This window comes from Ruegeria sp. SCP11 (assembly GCF_040329455.1).
GTDB lineage: Bacteria > Pseudomonadota > Alphaproteobacteria > Rhodobacterales > Rhodobacteraceae > Ruegeria > Ruegeria atlantica_E.
In genome coordinates, this window is the sequence record NZ_JBDZYG010000007.1 from 146,597 (window position 1) to 166,298 (window position 19,702).

A 19,702-nucleotide genomic window follows, 5' to 3' on the forward strand; every position below is an offset into this window, starting at 1 on the left:
AGTTTACCCAATCGCTTCCAGCACGGCCTCGCCCAGCTGCGCCGGGCTTTCGGCCACGACGATACCGGCCGAGCGCATGGCTTCGATCTTGTCTTCAGCACCGCCCTTGCCGCCGGCGACAATCGCGCCCGCGTGGCCCATGCGGCGGCCCGGAGGAGCCGTGCGGCCAGCGATGAAACCGGCGGTCGGCTTTTTGCGGCCCTTCTTGGCTTCGTCCGCCAGGAACTGCGCGGCTTCTTCTTCGGCCGAGCCACCGATCTCACCGATCATGATGATCGACTCGGTTTCGTCATCGGCCAGGAACCACTCCAGCACGTCGATATGCTCGGTCCCTTTGATCGGGTCGCCGCCGATACCCACGCAGGTGGATTGGCCCAGACCCACATCGGTGGTCTGCTTGACGGCCTCATAGGTCAGGGTGCCCGAACGCGACACAACGCCGACCGAACCGCGCTTGTGGATGTGGCCGGGCATGATGCCGATTTTGCAGGCGTCGGGTGTGATAACACCGGGGCAGTTCGGGCCGATCAGGCGCGATTTGCTGCCTTCCAGCGCGCGCTTCACTTTCATCATGTCCAGAACCGGGATGCCTTCGGTGATGCAGACGATCACCTCCATCTCGGCATCAATCGCTTCGAGGATCGAGTCAGCCGCGAAGGGCGGCGGAACATAGATCACCGAGGCGTTGGCTTCGGTCACATGCTTGGCCTCGTGGACCGAGTTGAACACGGGCAGGCCCAGATGCTCCATCCCGCCTTTACCGGGGGTCACACCGCCGACCATCTTGGTGCCATAGGCGATCGCCTGTTCAGAGTGGAATGTGCCCTGCGAGCCGGTAAAGCCCTGACAGATCACTTTGGTATTTTCGTCGATGAGGACTGCCATTTGGCGTTCTCCTATTTTAGGCGGGCCGCAGCCTGCCTGAATTCTTCGGAAAGGCGGGCCAAGGCCCACCCCACGGAATTGGGATTAGCCTTTGACGGCCTTCACGATCTTCTCGGCACCGTCTTTCAGGTTGTCCGCCGCGATCACGTCTAGGCCAGAGGTGTTGATGATCTCTTTGCCTTTCTCAACGTTCGTGCCTTCCAGACGCACGACCAGCGGAACCTGCAGGCCGACCTCTTTCACCGCGGCGACCACGCCCTCGGCGATGACGTCACAGCGCATGATGCCGCCGAAGATGTTGACCAGAATGCCTTTGACCTGCGGGTCCGAGGTGATGATCTTGAAAGCTTCGGTCACTTTCTCTTTGGTGGCACCGCCGCCCACGTCGAGGAAGTTGGCAGGCTCGGCACCGTAGAGCTTGATGATGTCCATGGTTGCCATCGCCAGTCCGGCGCCGTTCACCATGCACCCGATCTCACCATCCAGCGCGATGTAGTTCAGGTCGTACTTGGAGGCTTCCAGTTCCTTTGGATCTTCCTCGGTCGTGTCGCGCAGCTCGGCGATATCCGGGTGGCGATAGACCGCGTTGCCGTCAAAGCCCAGCTTGGCGTCCAGCACCTTGAGGTCGCCGCCTTCGGCGACGATCAGCGGGTTGATCTCCAGCATCTCCATGTCCTTCTCGACGAAGGCTTGGTAAAGCTGACCCATTAGCTTGACGCATTGCTTGACCTGCGCGCCTTCCAGCCCCAGCGAGAACGCGATGCGGCGGCCGTGATAGGGCTGATAACCCGTGGCGGGGTCAACCGAGAAGGACAGGATTTTTTCCGGAGTGGCTTCGGCCACTTCCTCGATATCCATGCCGCCCTCGGTCGAGCAAACAAACGAGATGCGGCTGGTCTGGCGATCCACCAGAAGGGCCAGGTACAGTTCGCGTTCGATACCGGATCCGGCCTCGATATAGATACGGTTGACCTGCTTGCCCGCCGGGCCGGTCTGATGCGTGACCAGTGTGCGGCCCAGCATCTTTTTGGCTTCCTCGGCGGCTTCTTCAACCGACTTGGTCAGACGGACGCCGCCTTTTTCACCGGCATCGGCTTCTTTGAAAGAACCTTTGCCGCGGCCCCCTGCGTGGATTTGTGCCTTAACAACCCAAAGTGGGCCATCCAGTTCACCGGCTGCGGTTTTGGCTTCCTCGGCGCGCAGAACCGCGCGACCTTCGGAGACCGGAGCGCCATAGCTGCGAAGAAGAGCTTTGGCCTGATATTCGTGAATGTTCATCGAAACTGTCCCGTCTGACTACGATTAAACCGTTATAGGGGTGTCTACGGGGCAAGTTTAAAGGCTTTTTTGACGACACAGTGCTTTTTACTGAAGATTTTTACCTTTTGTGATCACAGGTTTTTGGGGTGTGATCACATTTTAAAGCCGAGATCTTTTTTGATTCGATTTATGGATCGAAACAGCGAAAAACACATTCAAAAACAAGATGTGAAGCGTTTGCGCCAACATCTTCGGTTGTGCAATTCAGATCGGTCACAGGTGGGCAAAAGAAAAACCGGCCCAACTCGGGGCCGGTTTTAAGAGATTTCATTGAAAGGTTCAGGCCAACGAGCCGTCGATACCTTTGCACGCTTCGATCAGGCCTTTTACGGCGTTTACCGAGTTGTCGAAGCCCGCTTGTTCATCTTCGTTCAGTTTGATGTCGACGATACGCTCGATACCGCCAGCGCCGATCACGGTGGGCACACCGACATACATGCCGTCCACGCCGAACTCACCGTTGCAATAGGCTGCGCAGGGCAGAACGCGTTTTTGGTCTTTCAGGTAGGCCTCGGCCATTTCGATCGCCGAGGTTGCAGGCGCGTAGTAGGCTGAGCCGGTTTTCAGCAGGCCAACGATCTCAGCGCCGCCGTCACGGGTGCGCTGCACGATGGCGTCCAGCTTGTCCTGCGTGGTCCAGCCCATCTCGACGAGGTCGGGCAGCGGGATACCGGCAACGGTCGAATAGCGCACGGACGGCACCATAGTGTCGCCGTGACCACCCAGAACGAAAGCGGTGACGTCACGCATCGAAACGTTGAACTCTTCCGACAGGAAGTGCGCAAAGCGGGCCGAGTCCAGTACGCCTGCCATGCCGCAGACTTTGTTGTGCGGCAGGCCCGAGAATTCGCGCAGAGCCCAGACCATTGCGTCGAGCGGGTTGGTGATGCAGATCACAAAGGCGTTGGGTGCGTGGGCGGCGATGCCTTCACCGACAGATTTCATGACTTTCAGGTTGATGCCCAACAGGTCATCACGGCTCATGCCCGGCTTGCGCGCAACACCGGCGGTGACGATGCACACGTCTGCGCCTGCGATATCGGCGTAGTCGCTGGTGCCTGACATGGCGGCGTCGAAACCTTCGGATGGTCCGGATTCTGCAATGTCGAGTGCCTTGCCTTGCGGCAGTCCGTCGGCGATGTCGAACAGGACAACGTCGCCCAGTTCTTTAACAGCTGCGAGATGGGCAAGCGTGCCGCCGATGTTCCCCGCGCCGATCAGCGCGATCTTGGGTCTGGCCATTTGGATTATCTCCGGTCGGTTTTGAAATCGCGGTTGTGCTAGTCGGTAAATGGCTTTCGCGCAAGGGTCATGCGGCGCGGCATGCAACCGCATACTGTTTGCGAAAGTGTCTGTGATTGCGCTAAACGGCCTTTTAGATAGGCCTATTTTCGGGATGCTACATGTTCGAACTGAACCTGATGTTTTTTGCTGTGGCAATCCCTGCGGTGATCTTTGCCGGTATCTCGAAGGGTGGGTTCGGCTCGGGCGTGGCCTTCGCGTCCTCGTCGATTCTGGCCATAATACTCGAGCCCGGGCAGGCGCTTGCGCTCATGTTGCCGATCTTGATGGTGATCGATGTGGCTACGCTTGGCCCCTACTGGAAAAGGTGGAGCTGGCCGGACGCGCGTCTGTTGATGCTGGGGGCGGTGCCAGGCGTCGCGCTGGGGGCCTTGCTGTATCGCGCCACCGATGATGATGTCTTGCGTTTGTTGATCGGAGGCATCTCGGTGGGCTTCGTGATCTGGCATATCGCGCAGAGCAAGGGTCTGATCCGCGGCTTCGCCACTCGCCTGCCACCGCCTGCCGGGCTGTTTGCGGGTCTGATCGCCGGATTCACCAGCTTTGTCAGCCACGCAGGAGGTCCCCCCGCCGCCGTCTACCTGCTGTCGCAACGCCTGACAAAGACCGAGTTTCAGGCCTCTACCGTGTTGGTCTTTTGGGTTATCAATATCTCGAAATTTGTGCCCTATGCCTATTTGGGTCTGTTTACGTGGCACACCGCATGGGCAGATCTGTTGTTGGCACCCTTCGCGATCCTCGGTGCGTGGCTGGGCGTCCGAGCACATTTCATGCTTTCCGAGCGCCTTTTCTTTGGCATCGCATACGTGCTGCTGACCTTGACGGGCAGCAAACTGATCTGGGACGCGCTAACTTAAACGTTGGGCGGCAGTGCTTCGGCCATCACTTCATAGGCCTGACCCGAGGCGACGAGGCAGGTAATCCCGTCTGGCAGCGTCACCGTGATCGTCCAACTGCCCGTCTGGTCCGATGCATAGATCTCCATCACCGCACCCTGTCGCGCGATACCGATGCCGCGGCGTGTTTCGCCATAGGTTTCGACCAGTCGCTTTAAAATGTCCTCACGTGGGCTGCAGGTGCGGGCCTGTACCTGTTGTGCGGCCAGAACCATGATCCCCAGGCCCATCGTCATCTTGAACAGCGTCTTTTTCATCTGCGAACCTTTCCGATTCCGTCTGGCTCAAGGGTGGGCTTCGCAGATCGAAATTCGGTTAAGCCAGCGCACGTTGCGCCGCTGATGCTGCATTGCGGCAATTTTCTCCTTGAACTTTCCGGCAAAAAATGCCCCATTCCACGCAACAATATTACAAAGAGAGAATCCAATGGACCCTCGCCAGCGCCCCTATCGCTCAGTTCTCTATATCCCCGGTTCCCGTGATCGAGCGCTGGACAAGGCCCGGACGTTGCCGGTGGATGCGATCATCTTTGACCTTGAGGATGCTGTTGCCGCTGATGAAAAGGCAAATGCGCGTGAGACGCTCAAGGCTGCACTGGCGGCCGGCGGTTACGGCGACCGGGTCAAGATCGTCCGCATCAACGGGCTGGATACTGAATGGGGCCATGCCGATGCCGAAGCCGTGCGCGAGATGGATGCGGACGTGGTTCTGCTGCCCAAGGTGAACTCGTCTGCGGACGTAGACGCACTTGCGGCGATCACGGGTGACATGCCGATTTGGGCGATGATGGAAACCCCACGCGGGATGTTGAACGCTGCTGAAATCGCGGCCCATCCGCAGATGACCGGCTTTGTCATGGGGACCAACGATCTGGCCAAAGACCTGCAAACCCGGTTCCGCCCGGATCGCCTGCCGTTGATGTCCTCGCTGGGTTTGTGCCTTTTGGCCGCCAAGGCCGAAGGGCTGGTCATTGTCGACGGAGTTTATAACGCCTTCAAGGACACCGACGGTCTTGCCGCTGAGTGTGAACAAGGTCGGGACATGGGTTTCGATGGCAAGACGTTGATCCATCCGGCTCAGGTGGAAATCACCAACGCGGCCTTTGCGCCGTCAGAGGCCGAAATCGACCTTGCTCGTCGCCAGATTGCGGCATTTGAAGAGACCGAGGCGCAGGGGCAAGGCGTTGCTGTCGTGGATGGGAAGATTGTTGAAAACCTGCATGTTGTAACGGCCCGCGAAATTCTGGCAAAAGCAGAGGCGATTTCAGCTTTGCAAGCGGGGTAAGCCAGCAATGGGCTTTGTTCTTCTGATCCTTGGTGTGGCGCTTTGGTGGGTCGCACATCTGTTCAAGCGTGTAATGCCTGCACGACGCGCGGCCATGGGCAATGGCGGCAAAGGTGCGGTCGCGCTGGCGCTGGTCGCAGCGGTCCTACTAATGATTTTCGGCTATCGCATGACCGACACCGTGTTCGTCTGGGCGCCGCCGACCTTCCTGATCCACGTCAACAACCTGTTGGTGCTGATCGCGATCTATCTGATGAGCCCGGCGGGCACCAAGGGTCGCCTGTTGAACAAGCTCCGTCACCCAATGTTGGGCGGGTTCAAGCTGTGGGCCTTTGCGCATTTGCTGGTGAACGGCGATCTGGCCTCGATCATTCTGTTTGGCGGTCTGCTGGCTTGGGCAGTTGTCGAAGTCATCGTGATTAACAAGTCCGAACCTGACTGGACCCCGGGTGAACCCGGAACCTATGGCAAGGATGCGATGTTTTTTGTCGCCTCGATCGTGTTGCTTGGGGTGATTGGCTACATTCACGGGCTAGTTGGGCCGTCTCCGTTCGGATCATAAGGAAACCATCATGGCAAAACTCTATCGTCTGCTGACCGAGGAAGACACCGCCGCCTTCTGCCACAAAGTGTCAGACGCGCTGGCCAAAGGGTGGGAGCTGTATGGCGACCCGTCTTATGCCTATGACGAAAACAGCCGCATGATGCGTTGTGCACAGGCCGTGACCAAAGAGGTCGAGGCCGACTATTCACCCGACATGAAACTGGGACAGCAATAATGGCAAAAACCAATCCGGGCCGCTTTTTCGAGGACTATGCCGTCGGGCAGGTCCTGCACCACGCCGTGCCGCGCACCGTGACTGAAGGCGAGCGGGGCCTCTATCATGCGCTCTATCCCGCGCGCCATGCGCTCTATTCCTCGGACGAGTTCGCGCGGGCCTGTGGATTGCAGGAAAGCCCCATTGACGATCTGGCGACCTTTCACGTGGTTTTCGGTAAGACTGTCCCAGATGTTTCGCTGAATGCGGTTGCCAATCTGGGCTATGCCGAAGGGCGCTGGTTGCTGCCGGTCCATGCGGGCGACACGCTGCGCTCGGTCTCTGAGGTGATTGGGGTTAAGCAGAACTCGAACGGCAAAACCGGTGTGGTTTGGGTGCGGACGCGCGGTCTGAACCAACTGGACGAAGTGGTCATCGAGTATGTCCGCTGGGTTATGGTCCGCAAAGCGGACCCGGATACGCCTGCACCTGAGGCGGTGGTGCCTGAACTTAAAAAAGTCCTGGAGCCCAGTGATTTGGTGATCCCGGAGGGGCTGGATTTTTCTAACTACGATTTCGCGCTAGCGGGCGAGCCACATCGTTGGGGTGACTACGAGATTGGCGAAACCATTGATCACGTGGACGGCGTGACGGTGGAAGAGGCAGAGCATATGCTGGCCACCCGCTTGTGGCAGAACACCGCCAAGGTCCACTTTGACCTGACCTTCCGTCCTGATGGCCGGTTGATCTATGGCGGCCATGTCATTTCAATGGCGCGGGCTTTGTCCTTCAACGGGCTGGCTAACGCGCAGATGATCGTGGGCCTGAATGGCGGCGCTCATGCCAACCCTTGTTTCGCGGGCACCACGATCAAGGCCTGGTCCGAGGTTCTGGACAAAGCGGAAACCAGGGTGCCGGGGGTCGGTGCCATACGCCTGCGCCTTGTGGCAACCAAAGGCGGAGAACCGTTTGAGTTGAAAGGTGAAGATGGCCGATACAAGCCGGACGTTCTGCTGGACCTGGACTATTGGGCGCTGATGCCGATCTGACGGTGCACATTGATTTGATCACAGCCTGTTCTATTCATGCTAGGCTGCGAGGATGGTCTTGCTTCGCACATTCGCTGCCTGCTTGTTTCTGACACCGCCCGCAATGGCCTGCGACCTTGCGCTGGCCTTGGCGGTGGACGTGTCCGGCTCGGTAGATTCAACGGAATATCGGATTCAGATGGATGGGTTGGCCGCCGGGCTGCGCGACCCTCTGGTGTCCGAAGCACTCGTGCGAAGTCAGGCGCAGTTGATGTTGGTGCAATGGACCGGGGCCTCGCGGCAGAAAGTTACGATCCCCTGGACCCAGATCTCTAGCTTTGAAACCCTGGACGAATTTGCAGACAAGGTTGCGAGTGATCCAAGGGTCTGGCGCAATTTTTCGACAGCAATCGGCGAAGCGCTTGAGATGACCATGTCCAGTTTCGATACAGTGTCGAATTGTAAGCGTCATCTGATCGATATTTCTGGTGACGGGGTTTCGAACGAAGGGGTTGAGCCATCCGCGTTGCGCAAAGCTTTGCGTACGCGCGGCGTGACGGTTAACGCCATTGCCATCGAAGAAAGTGAACCCGATCTGACCGCCTATTTCTTTGAAAACGTCATTGTCGGTGAGGGGGCCTTTGTGGTTTCGGCGGCGGGGTTCGCCGATTATCCTGAACGGATCCGGAAGAAGCTGTTGCGCGAAGTTACGCAGCAATCTGCTGCTTTGAAGCAGTAGGCGCAGATTCGTGATCACAATGCTTTCACCCTGAAAACGCTAACATTCAAACAGTGGAAGCAATTTTGTGATCACGCTAATATTTAGTGTGATCACATATGAAACTAATCTGCGAATTTGCACCCAAATTAGCCAATATTGCGTATGCAGCACGTGACAGAAAGGCAAAAAAGGGTAAAACGACGGGTAGCCAACGAAAGAGGAGCCGACATGGCCGATGTCAATCGGGGCAACCGCCCGCTCTCGCCACATATTATGATATACCGCCCCCAGATGACGTCCGTGTCTTCGATCATGGTTCGCATATCTGCGCTGGGTGTTTTCGCTGTATCCATCCTGGTTGTCTGGTGGCTGCTGGCCGCTTCGACTTCGGAAAGCGCATTTGCGGGGATCGACGCATTCTTGCGCAGCTGGTTCGGCGATATCGTCCTGACCGCAGCGACTTGGGGGCTGTGGTATCACACGCTGGGCCGTTTGCGGCACGTCTTGTGGGACTTCGGTTACTGCCTTGAGGTTAACGTGGCCGAGAAACTGGGGCTGGGCATGTTCGTTGGTGCGACCGTCCTGACCCTTATCACCGTGCTTGCGGTTTAAGGAGACGGCACATGCGATACCTGACAGACCGTAAGCGCGCCCAAGGGCTGGGCGCAGGAAAATCCGGCACACAAACCCATTGGCAAGCCATGGTTCGGGCCATGATCCTGACCGTGTTGGTCCCGATATTCATCTTCACATTTGGTGCTGGAATTGGAGGCACATACGAAGAGGTCGTCGCCTATTTCAGCCGCCCATTCCCGGCGATTGTGACTGCTCTGGCTCTGATCGTGGGGCTGCTGCAATTGATGTATGAGGCACAAGAGGCGATCGAAGATTATGTGCATGGAGTGATGGAAAAAATCTCGCTCGTCGCGATGTGGGCCCTGGGCTACACGTTAATGGCGGCAGGATTGTTCGCTCTGGTCAAACTCGCCCTGTGATGCGCGGTAAGGAACAAGAACAATGACAGCAGCATATGAATATGAAACCCACGAATACGACGTCGTTGTCGTAGGCGCAGGTGGTGCAGGTCTGCGGGCGACGCTGGGTATGGCAGAGCAAGGTCTGCGCACGGCCTGTGTCACCAAGGTTTTCCCGACCCGCTCACACACGGTTGCGGCGCAGGGTGGCATCGCCGCATCTCTTTCCAACATGGGCCCTGACCACTGGCAGTGGCACATGTATGACACCGTCAAGGGCTCGGACTGGCTGGGCGACACCGACGCGATGGAATACTTGGCCCGCGAAGCCCCCAAGGCGGTGTATGAGCTGGAGCACTACGGTGTGCCTTTCAGCCGGACCGAAGAAGGCAAGATCTATCAGCGTCCCTTCGGCGGCCACACCACCGAATTCGGCGAAGGCCCCGCGGTGCAGCGGACCTGTGCCGCCGCCGACCGGACCGGCCACGCGATCCTGCACACGCTGTATGGTCAGTCGCTGAAGAACAACGCCGAGTTCTACATCGAATATTTCGCCATCGACCTGATTATGTCCGAGGACGGGCAGTGTCAGGGTGTCGTCTGCTGGAAGCTGGACGACGGCACGATGCATGTCTTCAACGCCAAGATGGTGGTGCTGGCGACCGGCGGTTATGGCCGCGCCTATTTCAGCGCGACTTCGGCCCACACCTGCACCGGCGACGGTGGCGGTATGGTGGCCCGTGCGGGTCTGGCTTTGCAGGATATGGAGTTTGTGCAGTTCCACCCAACCGGCATTTACGGTTCGGGCTGTCTGATCACCGAGGGTGCCCGCGGTGAAGGTGGTTACCTGACTAACTCGGAAGGCGAACGGTTCATGGAGCGGTATGCGCCCCAGTACAAAGACCTTGCGCCACGTGACTATGTCTCGCGCTCGATGACCATGGAGATCCGTGAAGGTCGCGGTCATGGTGACAATGGCGACCACATTCACCTGAACCTCAGCCACCTGCCAGCCGAAGCGCTGGCCGAGCGTCTGCCGGGGATTTCGGAATCTGCGCGCGTGTTTGCCGGTGTGGACGTCACTAAGGAACCGATCCCGGTATTGCCAACTGTGCATTACAATATGGGTGGTATTCCGACGAACTATTGGGGTGAGGTTCTGAACCCCACCGCGGACAACCCGACCGGTGTCGTGCCGGGCCTGATGGCCGTGGGTGAGGCCGGGTGTGCCTCGGTCCACGGTGCGAACCGTCTGGGTTCGAACTCGCTGATCGACCTCGTGGTGTTTGGTCGCGCGGCGGCGATCCGGGCCGGTGAGGTTGTCGATGCCAAATCACCGAACCCTGAATTGAACCAAGCGTCGGTCGACAAGGCCTTTGACCGGTTTGATGCGGTACGCAACGCCAGCGGAGCCATCCCAACCGCAGACCTGCGGCTTGAGATGCAGCGGACCATGCAGGAAGACGCGGCCGTGTTCCGGACCGCCAAAACCATGGCCGAAGGCGTCGAGAAAATGACGGCGATCGCCGCCAAGATGGACGACCTGAAAGTCAGCGACCGTTCGCTGGTTTGGAACAGTGACCTGATGGAGACGCTGGAGCTGACCAACCTGATGCCAAGCGCGCTGGCCACCATCGTTGGTGCCGAAGCGCGTAAGGAATCCCGCGGCGCTCATGCGCACGAGGATTTCTCGGAACGCGACGATGAGAACTGGCGCGTGCACACCGTGTCTCGGGTTGAAGGCAACAAGGTAGACCTCAGCTATCGTCCGGTTATCGTCGACCCGCTGACCACCGAAGCCGAAGGTGGAATCAACCTGAAGCGGATTGCGCCCAAGGCGCGAACGTTCTAAGTTTGCCAACTTTGTGCCGACAGGCAAATAGTCTGTCGGCTGCTTCTAAGCTACGAATAAAAGGCAAATACCATGACGTTGCGCAACGAAAAGTGCTATTCTGAGCTAGCCCGCGATCTGAAAGAATTCAGTGGCGGTCGGAAGATTGTTGAGATCGTGAATTCGGGCAACTGGGGTGACACGCTGATTCGTGCGGGGCAGGCAGAGTTTCTTGCTGACAATGGTATTGAAGTAGACCAGATCTCCATTTTTAAGCTTCGAAAGCCGGAAACCAAAAAACCTGCTCTTAAGGCGCTTCGCTCTCAACTCCGTGCTTTCTTTTCTAACGATGTTGCGATTTTTACGGGTTCCGGCGCGTTTCGGGAGTATTTTAATCGGTCAAATGAACTCGCTATAGCAGCGAAAAAGTTCTCAAAAGTCCTCATCATGCCGTCGTCAGTGCCATTCTCTCTTAGTTTGGACCCAACGCGGACTGTTGTTTGGCGGAGGGACAAATTGGAAAGCATGACAGGCGCTCCAAACGCTAAATTTTGTCATGACCTGGCATTCTACCTCGATCCACGTCCGAGGGCATCTTCTAAGAAAATGGGTGTTTTGTTCAGGACTGACGTCGAAACAGATGGATCTTCCGTTCCGCCGGGGAATTTAGATTTGAGCCAGGAGGGAACACACAATTCCGATCCAGAGGAGTTTTTGAACCGTGTCGGCGAGTATGAAATAATCTATACCAACCGTTTGCATGTAGGCATTGCTGGCGCTTTGTTGGGCCGAGAAGTACACATATTTCCGAACAGAAACCAAAAAATCCACTCAATTTACGAGTGCTCACTAAAGCCATTTTATAAAAACGTTCATTTTCACGATGAGCCGCCCGGCACATCCGAGTTTTTGAAAGCTGAATTGCGATCAGCTTAGGATGACCGGAATGAAGAATATATCTCATGCGGCAGGCAACATTCGGTACGTAATCGGGAGCGGTTGGTGGTCATCTGACACAAACGTAAACCCAAAGCGCAAAAATTTGGGTGACCCCGTTATCCGCTCGGTGGAATTTTTTAACCACTGGCTGTCTGCCATACAGCGTTTTACCTCTCCGCAAGAGGTCATCGTTGTTGACTCGAATGCTCCAAACAAACCTGCACCAGACAAAAGATCTCAGGTTCAGTGGGTATCGCTTCCGTTTAATGCTAAACACGCTACCGATCACATCGGACGGTGGAGTGGTTGGACAAGATCGGTCATTGTATCGGCGTCTTATGCAATGGCCTCGGATTGCGACTATTTCGTCTATGTTGAGCAAGACTGTTTGATCAACGGCACTGACGTGATCGAACATTGTATTGAGAATATGAGAGCAGGGATTGCATTCGGATCTGGAGAAGGCACACCGCAACCTCTGCAGCAGTCTTTTTTCATAATTCGCTCGGATTTGTTGCCAGGCTTCCTAAGCAATCTGTGCGCAATTCGTGAACGAGATTGTGACCTTTCTCCGGAATGGAAGTTCCTGTGTGCAGTTTGGTGGCCGTTTGTTGTAGCTGCGAATCTTGGATTGTTCCGGTGGCGGTACTTCAGAAAAAAATGTGTGAAGTTCTCAAAAGGCCGCTGGTTTGACTTTCTTCCTATTGGCGTCGGACGAACTCGACCGATTCCGTTCAATGAGGAGTTTTTCTATTTTCAACACGGAACGCGTGGTGAAGTCGAACAGTTTATTCAGGAGCAGGAAAAATGATTGTTGGAAATTTGGCCACCTATCCTCCAAGGCGAGACGGTTTGATAAAAGCTGTTCGGAGCATTGCAGCGCAAGTCGACCGGCTAAATGTGGTTCTGAATGAATATGAAAGTACTTTGCCCGAGTTGGCTGAACATGAAAATGTAAACCAGATCATACCTGTGGAAGACACTAAGGATGTTGGCAAGTTTTACCCGGATACCTCGGATGCAAAATACGTCCTTTTGTTGGATGATGATATAGATTTCCCACCTGACTATGTCGCGCGGACAGTTGCGTGTTTTGAGTCGTTCGGTGAGCGCCGGGTTATAGCCGGATATCATGGTTCAACATATACACGACCTGTTTTTGGCAAGCGCTCGGATCGTCGCAAATTTAAACGAAAGCGCCTTGGTATCTTAACAAGTCTGATCGAATACTTTGCAGAAATACGCGCATATAAGTCCCGACGTGCTGATTTTCGGGATGTTTCCGTGTTTTATGAAGCACAGGCAAACTCTATCGTTGTCGATCAAATTGCTACGAACGCAGCTATACTGAATGCCAAGGATGTTCCGCCCTATGAATATATGGCGGACAGCCAAAAATTCGTTGATGTCAGATTGGCCCGATGGGCATTTGAACGTGGCATTACAGCCGTTACGTTGCCAAGGGAAGAGAACTGGCTACGTCCGCTGCGATACGAAGAAACGATTTTCCGAGGTTTCACCGAAAAGAACCTCGCACATGTGAATGCAGAAATAGAGATATTCGCAGGGCGTGTGCCCAATGCTGGGCAGGTTTTGAAATGAAAAAGACATGCTCGGATTGTACTAACTGTCTTCGGATTAGCTGCGGTATTCGGCTGTCCTCGCGCAGGCAAGATAAGGAGGCCTGAAATGGTTCAACTGACCCTACCCAAGAATTCGCGCATTACGACGGGCAAAACCTGGCCCAAGCCGGAAGGTGCCACCAATGTGCGAAAGTTCCAGATTTATCGCTGGAACCCAGAAGACGACAAAAACCCGCAGCTCGATACCTATTTCGTCGACATGGATAGCTGCGGTCCGATGGTTCTGGATGCGCTGATCAAGATCAAGAACGAGATTGACCCGACGCTGACCTTCCGCCGTTCGTGCCGCGAAGGTATCTGCGGCTCCTGTGCGATGAATATCGACGGGATCAACACGCTGGCCTGTATCTACGGCACGGATGAGATCAAGGGGGACGTGAAAATCTACCCACTGCCGCACATGCCGGTGGTCAAGGACCTTATCCCGGACCTGACGCATTTCTACGCCCAGCATGCCTCGATCATGCCGTGGCTGGAAACCAAAACCAACCGCCCGGCGAAAGAGTGGAAGCAGTCGATCGAAGACCGCAAGAAGCTGGATGGCCTGTATGAATGTGTGATGTGCGCCAGTTGCTCGACCTCGTGCCCGAGCTACTGGTGGAACGGCGACCGCTATCTTGGACCTGCCGCGCTGCTGCACGCCTATCGCTGGATCATCGACAGCCGTGACGAGGCCACTGGTGAGCGTCTGGACGAACTGGAAGATCCGTTCAAGCTGTATCGCTGCCACACAATCATGAACTGCGCTAAGACCTGCCCCAAAGGTCTTAACCCGGCCAAGGCGATTGCCGAAATCAAGAAGATGATGGTCGACCGCTCGGTCTGAACGATCCTTAGAAAACTGTACTTGCCGCCTTGCGGCAAGTGCATGGCGAAATTGCAAAACTATGCAATGCAGCCCGCCCTGTTCCGCATTATCGTGGCATGTAGGGAGGAGTGATAGAACCGAAATGGGATCGCTCCGATGCAAGAACAAAATTCCAAAACAAAAGCGGCCGAGGCGCTGGAACTGCTGGAACAGGCTTGGGCCTATTACACGCCGGAACCTGCGCTGGCGTCTGAAACGCATGAACCCGAACTATTTGAATACGCAAACGCTGCCTGACGCTTGAAAAGTCCCGTCGATTGGGCAATGCATGGGCATGCCCATTCTGTTGTTACTGCTGGCCGCCGGAGTGTTCGCCTATTTCTTTTGGCGGTCGCGGACGTCTTCTTTGACGCGCGATTGCCGCTGGCGACAACACCGCAAGGAAGGTGTTTGGACCTGCGCCTATTGCGGGGCGCAGCAAGAGGGCACGGCTTGCCCGACCAGTTGCATGAAGGGGAGATAGGAGAAGCAGGGCGCATCTCACGCCCTGCTATTGTTCAGGCGGAGCCTGGAAAAGCCGCTTGCAGCGCGATCTCGACCATATCGCCAAAGCTGCTTTCACGCTCAGACGAGGGCAAGGCCTCACCAGTCAGCAGATGATCCGACACAGTCAGAACAGCCAGCGCTCGGCAGTTGTGGCGCGCGGCTAGGATGTACAGCTCGGCCGCTTCCATCTCGACCCCAAGAATACCGTGACGCACCATCTGTTCGTTCAGATCGGGGCGTTCGTCATAGAACACGTCAGATGAATAGATCCCGCCGATATGGGTAGGGGTACCTTTGGCAGCGGCAGCCTGGGCCGCAGCTTGCAGCAGGCCCCAGTCGGCGCATGGCGCAAAGTTCAGCTCTTTCAGAATGCCGCGCGACGGCGTGCTGAGAGTGGTCGAGGTCATAGCAAGGATCACGTCGCGGATATTGACATTCTCTTGCATCCCACCGCACGAGCCAATGCGGATCAGGGTTTTGGCACCGTAATCACGGATCAACTCGTTGGCATAAATAGACAAGGAAGGCATACCCATTCCGCTGCCTTGAATCGTGACCGGGTTTCCCTTCCATGTGCCGGTGTAGCCAAGCATTCCGCGCACATTATTGACCAGCTTGGCATCTTGCAAAAAAGCTTCCGCCGCCCATTTCGCCCGATACGGATCGCCGGGCATTAGAACAGTTTCTGCAATTTCGCCATTTTCGGCGCCGATATGAATTGTCATTTTGCAACCAATTCCTATCAGATTTCCAAATCCGAAATATCTGCACCGGCCTTCAAAGCGTCATGAACCCATTGTGGCTTGCGTCCGCGTCCCGACCAGGTTTGATCAGGGTTAGCCGGATTCTTGTATTTTGCGGTGTTTTTCGGACCCTTTGCGGGTTTTGATGCACCACCGGACAATTCAGAAAGAGAAAATCCAAATTCAGCAGCAGCTTTTTCGGCAGCTTTAAGGGCCTCTTTGCGTTCGCGTTTTTCCGCGCTTTTTAGCGCGACTTCCACCTTGTCACGCAATTCAAGCAGTTCTTTGCGTGACATTTTTTCAAGGTTGATCGCCATTTCTCTTCTCCAATACGAAAGCCGTTATGGGTAGGCGCAACAACCCACCGTTATTTCAGACTTCGGTATTTATCTGACTCTTTGCATAAAGCAAGAGACAGAGCGAGAAATGAAATGCAAATGGCGCTATTCGGCTGCCAAATTCTGCGGATCGACCAGCGTGACAATATCTCCCATTATCGCATTCAGCTCAAAATTCTTGGGCGTATAGATTTTCGAAACACCCATTGCTCTGAGTTTTGCCGCGTCTTCATCAGGAATAATCCCGCCGACTATTACGGGGACATTGTTCAACCCAGCTTCACGCAGGCGGGCCATTACATCCTCAACCAGCGGGATGTGACTGCCAGACAGAATCGAAAGCCCGATGACATGGGCTTCGTCTTCGATGGCTGCGCTGACAATCTCTTCGGGGGTCAGGCGGATACCTTCATAGCTGATATCCATGCCGCAATCGCGTGCGCGGAAAGCAATCTGTTCGGCGCCATTGGAATGGCCGTCCAGCCCCGGTTTGCCGACCAGGAATTTCAGACGCCGCCCCAGCTTGTCACTAACGGCATCAACGGCTGCGCGCAGGTCGTCCAGACCTTCGGTCTTGTTCGAAACTGAACCGGACACGCCGGTCGGACCGCGATAGGTTCCGTAGACCTTGCGCATCTCTTCCGCCCATTCGCCGGTCGTAACACCTGCTTTGGCGGCTGCAATCGAGGGCTCCATGACGTTGGCCCCGGTTTGCGCTGCCTCGCGCAGCGCGGCCAGAGCGGCCGTAACGGCCACGTCATCACGTTCGGACCGCCATTCGTTCAACCGGGCGATCTGTTCCTGTTCCACCGCTGGATCGACGACCATGATGCCACCATCCTCGGTTTGTAGAGGTGACGCCTCGCCCTCGGTCCATTTATTCACGCCAACTACGACGGTCTCATTTCGTTCGATCCGGTTCAGGCGTTCGGCATTGGAGTCTACCAAGCGTGACTTCATGTATTCGATCGAAGCGACCGCACCCCCCATCGAATCCAAGTTGGCCAACTCGGCGCGGGCGCCTTTCTTCAGTTCTTCAACCTTGGCGTCCACGGCGGGGTTGCCGTCAAACAGGTCGCCAAATTCCAGCAGATCAGTCTCATAGGCCAGAATTTGCTGCATCCGCATCGACCATTGCTGGTCCCAGGGGCGGGGCAGGCCGAGCGCTTCGTTCCACGCAGGTAGTTGTACCGCGCGAGCGCGTGCCTTTTTGGACAGGGTCACGGCCAGCATCTCGATCAGGATGCGGTAGACGTTATTTTCTGGCTGCTGCTCGGTCAGGCCCAGCGAGTTCACCTGAACGCCATAGCGGAATCGGCGGAACTTCGGATTTTCGACCCCATAACGTTGCTGCAGGATTTCATCCCAAAGGTCGACGAAGGCCCGCATCTTGCACATTTCAGTGACAAAGCGAATACCCGCGTTCACAAAGAATGAAATCCGGCCACACAGCGCCGGAAAATCTTCGGCTGGAACGCGGGGGCGCAACTCATCCAGTACTGCGATGGCAGTAGCCAGCGCATAGGCCAACTCCTGCTCCGGAGTCGCGCCGGCCTCTTGTAGGTGATAGGAACACACGTTCATCGGGTTCCATTTCGGCACGTTGGTATAGCAATACTCGGCCACGTCCGCGATCATCTTTAGCGACGGTTTCGGCGGGCAGACATAGGTGCCGCGGCTTAGATATTCCTTGATCAGGTCGTTCTGAACCGTGCCCTGCAGCATGGACACATCTGCACCCTGTTCCTCGGCCACGGCGATATAAAGCGCCAACAGCCAAGGAGCCGTCGCATTGATCGTCATCGATGTATTCATCTGCTCTAACGGAATCTGGTCGAACAGAACCCGCATGTCGCCCAGATGGCTAATCGGCACGCCCACCTTGCCCACTTCGCCCCGAGCCAGCGTGTGATCGCTATCGTACCCGGTCTGAGTCGGCAGATCGAAGGCCACGGACAGACCTGTCTGCCCCTTGGCCAAGTTGCCGCGATAGAGGGCGTTCGACGCCTTGGCGGTGGAATGACCGGCATAGGTTCGGATGAGCCAGGGGCGATCTTTCTGCGTCTGCGTCATTGTGGGGCCTCTTATATCGGGTAGGTAAGAAAATTACGCTCAACGGCTACAAAGCGCAATTTTTGGGATATGTCAATTCGCTGCGTTGCGGCATATCAATCTCTTCAGATTGTAGGACGTAACGTTTGGTGGCAGTGTGCGCCCATGACTCAGACCGTGGAACTTCCGCTTTGGCTGTTTTTGCTGATCGTGGTATTTGCCGCGGTCACCTTTGCCTCACATTTTCTGTTCCCGTCGGTGCGTTGGTTTTTTCGTCGCCGATTGGAACGTGCCGTCAAGCGCCTGAACGAGCGCCTGCAACGTCCGATTCAACCGTTCAAACTGGCGCGGCGGCACGACATGATCCAGCGACTGATCTATGATCCGCAGGTTGGACAAGCGGTGCGCGACTTTGCACGAGAGGAACGAGTTCCAGAAGCCGTGGCTTTTGAAACTGCGCGTCGGTATGCACGTGAGATTGTTCCGTCGTTTTCTGCAGTAGCTTATTTCAGCTTCGCTATCCGATTGGCCCGGGTACTGAGCAATGCGTTCTACAATGTGCGCCTAAGCTACATGGACGAATCGTCCTTAAAGGACATCGATCCGGATTCGACGGTTGTTTTCGTCATGAATCACCGTAGCAATATGGACTACGTGCTCGTTACTTATCTGGCGGCGCAGCAGTCTGCTCTGTCCTACGCGGTAGGGGAATGGGCGCGCGTCTGGCCTCTCAGCCGCCTGATCCGTGCGATGGGTGCTTACTTTATTCGCCGGAAATCGGGCAGTGACCTCTATCGTCAGGTGCTTGCTTGCTATGTGCGCCATGCAACCGAGGCTGGTGTGACGCAGGCAATGTTCCCTGAAGGCGGCCTCAGCCTGACCGGAGCGTTGGGGCGCCCCAAGCTGGGTCTGATCAAATACATCATAGACGCCACCGGCCCAAAGGGGCGGGACGTGGTATTCGTTCCGGTTGCCTTGAATTACGACAGGGTACTTGAAGATACGATTCTGACAAAAGCCGCGCTAGGCAATGAACGCCGGTTTCGTGCCAGGATCGGTGTGATCACCTGGTGGATCCTTAAGCAAGTCGGTCGGCGGCTCACGGGGCGGTACCAGCGATTCGGCGTGGCATCGGTGCGATATGGCAAGCCGATCTCGTTACAGGCGTTTCGCGCGGAGCATGAGGACAACTTGATGACTGACCTAGCGCGCGCTCTGATAGGAGGTATTGGGGCGGCAATCCCGCTCGTTCCGGTACCAGCGACCTGCTGGCTGGTGCGCGAAATGGGAGAAATTCCCGAAGCCGAAGCAGTAATGCTGATTGAGCGGCTATTGCGACGCAACGGAAACCCCGAGCCAATGGACCGCACCGCCATCGAAGCCGGAATTCAACAATTAGTCGATCGGCGCATTCTCGTTCGGAACAGAGGAAAAATATCGTCTTCCGGTCAAAGGGTTGATCTTCTGGAATACTACGCGGCTTCGGCACCATTGGACGAAGAACAGGTTCTTGCTGCGTCTGCGAAAGAGATTTCTGCATCCGCTGGGTCATAAAATTACAAATTTAGCCCAAAATGGGTTGCAATGTTGCTCAGCGGTCAATACTCATCGGATAAAGCCGGCGATTCTGCATC

Annotated in this window: 22 protein-coding genes; 15 read left to right on the plus strand and 7 right to left on the minus strand. The window is 56.1% G+C overall.

The features are described from left to right. Window positions 1-3: 3 nt before the first annotated feature. The 3 genes from sucD to mdh all read right to left on the minus strand — a co-directional run bounded on the left by sucD (window position 4) and on the right by mdh (window position 3,447). Entirely contained in the window at window positions 4-885 is an 882-nt protein-coding gene (sucD, locus tag ABLN94_RS12715) for a succinate--CoA ligase subunit alpha (protein ID WP_152456828.1), read from the minus strand. Window positions 886-969: 84 nt separating this feature from the next. Beyond that, window positions 970-2,163: an ADP-forming succinate--CoA ligase subunit beta gene (gene sucC, locus ABLN94_RS12720; protein ID WP_352992854.1), complete on the minus strand. Its 1,194-nt coding sequence runs from the start codon at window positions 2,161-2,163 to the stop codon at window positions 970-972. Window positions 2,164-2,484: 321 nt separating this feature from the next. After that, entirely contained in the window at window positions 2,485-3,447 is a 963-nt protein-coding gene (gene mdh / locus ABLN94_RS12725) for a malate dehydrogenase (protein ID WP_352992855.1), read from the minus strand. Between the two features lie 161 nt (window positions 3,448-3,608). Between mdh and ABLN94_RS12730 the strand changes: the two genes are divergently transcribed. After that, entirely contained in the window at window positions 3,609-4,364 is a 756-nt protein-coding gene (locus tag ABLN94_RS12730; RefSeq protein WP_352992856.1) for a sulfite exporter TauE/SafE family protein, read from the plus strand. Here the strand turns inward: ABLN94_RS12730 and ABLN94_RS12735 are convergent. After that, complete coding sequence (locus tag ABLN94_RS12735; protein WP_352992858.1) at window positions 4,361-4,660, minus strand: hypothetical protein; 300 nt, start codon at window positions 4,658-4,660, stop codon at window positions 4,361-4,363. The genes ABLN94_RS12730 and ABLN94_RS12735 overlap by 4 nt on opposite strands. 169 nt (window positions 4,661-4,829) lie before the next feature. Here ABLN94_RS12735 and ABLN94_RS12740 point away from each other — a divergent pair, with 169 nt between their 5' ends. From ABLN94_RS12740 to ABLN94_RS12800, 13 genes are all read left to right on the plus strand, one after another. Beyond that, window positions 4,830-5,687, plus strand: coding sequence for an HpcH/HpaI aldolase/citrate lyase family protein (locus tag ABLN94_RS12740; protein ID WP_352992860.1), 858 nt, complete (start codon window positions 4,830-4,832; stop codon window positions 5,685-5,687). Window positions 5,688-5,694: 7 nt separating this feature from the next. Beyond that, window positions 5,695-6,249 carry an NnrU family protein gene (locus ABLN94_RS12745; protein ID WP_352992862.1) on the plus strand — a complete coding sequence of 185 codons (555 nt, stop codon included), beginning with the start codon at window positions 5,695-5,697 and terminating at the stop codon, window positions 6,247-6,249. A gap of 10 nt (window positions 6,250-6,259) precedes the next feature. Then, window positions 6,260-6,466, plus strand: coding sequence for a DUF1737 domain-containing protein (locus ABLN94_RS12750; RefSeq protein WP_058281913.1), 207 nt, complete (start codon window positions 6,260-6,262; stop codon window positions 6,464-6,466). Continuing rightward, a complete protein-coding gene (locus ABLN94_RS12755; protein ID WP_352992865.1) occupies window positions 6,466-7,494 on the plus strand; it encodes a MaoC family dehydratase in 1,029 nt (342 codons plus the stop codon). The genes ABLN94_RS12750 and ABLN94_RS12755 overlap by 1 nt, the downstream gene beginning before the upstream one ends. A gap of 52 nt (window positions 7,495-7,546) precedes the next feature. Beyond that, window positions 7,547-8,212, plus strand: coding sequence for a DUF1194 domain-containing protein (locus tag ABLN94_RS12760; RefSeq protein WP_352992867.1), 666 nt, complete (start codon window positions 7,547-7,549; stop codon window positions 8,210-8,212). A gap of 210 nt (window positions 8,213-8,422) precedes the next feature. Beyond that, the gene (gene sdhC, locus ABLN94_RS12765) at window positions 8,423-8,806 is read left to right on the plus strand and encodes a succinate dehydrogenase, cytochrome b556 subunit (protein ID WP_352992869.1); all 384 of its coding nucleotides are present in this window, start codon (window positions 8,423-8,425) and stop codon (window positions 8,804-8,806) included. Window positions 8,807-8,817: 11 nt separating this feature from the next. Then, a complete protein-coding gene (locus ABLN94_RS12770; protein WP_170488724.1) occupies window positions 8,818-9,189 on the plus strand; it encodes a succinate dehydrogenase, hydrophobic membrane anchor protein in 372 nt (123 codons plus the stop codon). Between the two features lie 22 nt (window positions 9,190-9,211). Continuing rightward, a complete protein-coding gene (sdhA, locus tag ABLN94_RS12775; protein ID WP_352992871.1) occupies window positions 9,212-11,020 on the plus strand; it encodes a succinate dehydrogenase flavoprotein subunit in 1,809 nt (602 codons plus the stop codon). A gap of 72 nt (window positions 11,021-11,092) precedes the next feature. Next, the gene (locus ABLN94_RS12780; RefSeq protein ID WP_352992873.1) at window positions 11,093-11,935 is read left to right on the plus strand and encodes a polysaccharide pyruvyl transferase family protein; all 843 of its coding nucleotides are present in this window, start codon (window positions 11,093-11,095) and stop codon (window positions 11,933-11,935) included. 10 nt (window positions 11,936-11,945) lie between these two features. Then, on the plus strand, window positions 11,946-12,749 hold the full coding sequence (locus ABLN94_RS12785) for a hypothetical protein (protein ID WP_352992875.1): 804 nt from the start codon (window positions 11,946-11,948) through the stop codon (window positions 12,747-12,749). Next, window positions 12,746-13,540: a hypothetical protein gene (locus ABLN94_RS12790; RefSeq protein ID WP_352992876.1), complete on the plus strand. Its 795-nt coding sequence runs from the start codon at window positions 12,746-12,748 to the stop codon at window positions 13,538-13,540. The genes ABLN94_RS12785 and ABLN94_RS12790 overlap by 4 nt, the downstream gene beginning before the upstream one ends. Window positions 13,541-13,627: 87 nt before the next feature. After that, window positions 13,628-14,407: a succinate dehydrogenase iron-sulfur subunit gene (locus tag ABLN94_RS12795; protein WP_352992878.1), complete on the plus strand. Its 780-nt coding sequence runs from the start codon at window positions 13,628-13,630 to the stop codon at window positions 14,405-14,407. A gap of 138 nt (window positions 14,408-14,545) precedes the next feature. After that, on the plus strand, window positions 14,546-14,686 hold the full coding sequence (locus ABLN94_RS12800; protein ID WP_352992880.1) for a hypothetical protein: 141 nt from the start codon (window positions 14,546-14,548) through the stop codon (window positions 14,684-14,686). A 260-nt stretch (window positions 14,687-14,946) separates the two neighbouring features. Here the strand turns inward: ABLN94_RS12800 and deoD are convergent, their stop codons facing one another. The 3 genes from deoD to ABLN94_RS12815 form a co-directional block, all read right to left on the minus strand. After that, the gene (deoD, locus tag ABLN94_RS12805; RefSeq protein WP_352992882.1) at window positions 14,947-15,660 is read right to left on the minus strand and encodes a purine-nucleoside phosphorylase; all 714 of its coding nucleotides are present in this window, start codon (window positions 15,658-15,660) and stop codon (window positions 14,947-14,949) included. A 17-nt stretch (window positions 15,661-15,677) separates the two neighbouring features. Further along, window positions 15,678-15,995 (minus strand): H-NS histone family protein, encoded by a 318-nt coding sequence (locus tag ABLN94_RS12810; protein ID WP_352992884.1) that lies wholly within the window; start codon window positions 15,993-15,995, stop codon window positions 15,678-15,680. A gap of 126 nt (window positions 15,996-16,121) precedes the next feature. Further along, window positions 16,122-18,089 (minus strand): protein meaA, encoded by a 1,968-nt coding sequence (locus ABLN94_RS12815; protein ID WP_417750521.1) that lies wholly within the window; start codon window positions 18,087-18,089, stop codon window positions 16,122-16,124. 144 nt (window positions 18,090-18,233) lie between these two features. Between ABLN94_RS12815 and ABLN94_RS12820 the strand changes: the two genes are divergently transcribed. Beyond that, window positions 18,234-19,622: a 1-acyl-sn-glycerol-3-phosphate acyltransferase gene (locus tag ABLN94_RS12820; protein ID WP_352992886.1), complete on the plus strand. Its 1,389-nt coding sequence runs from the start codon at window positions 18,234-18,236 to the stop codon at window positions 19,620-19,622. Window positions 19,623-19,702: the final 80 nt, after the last annotated feature.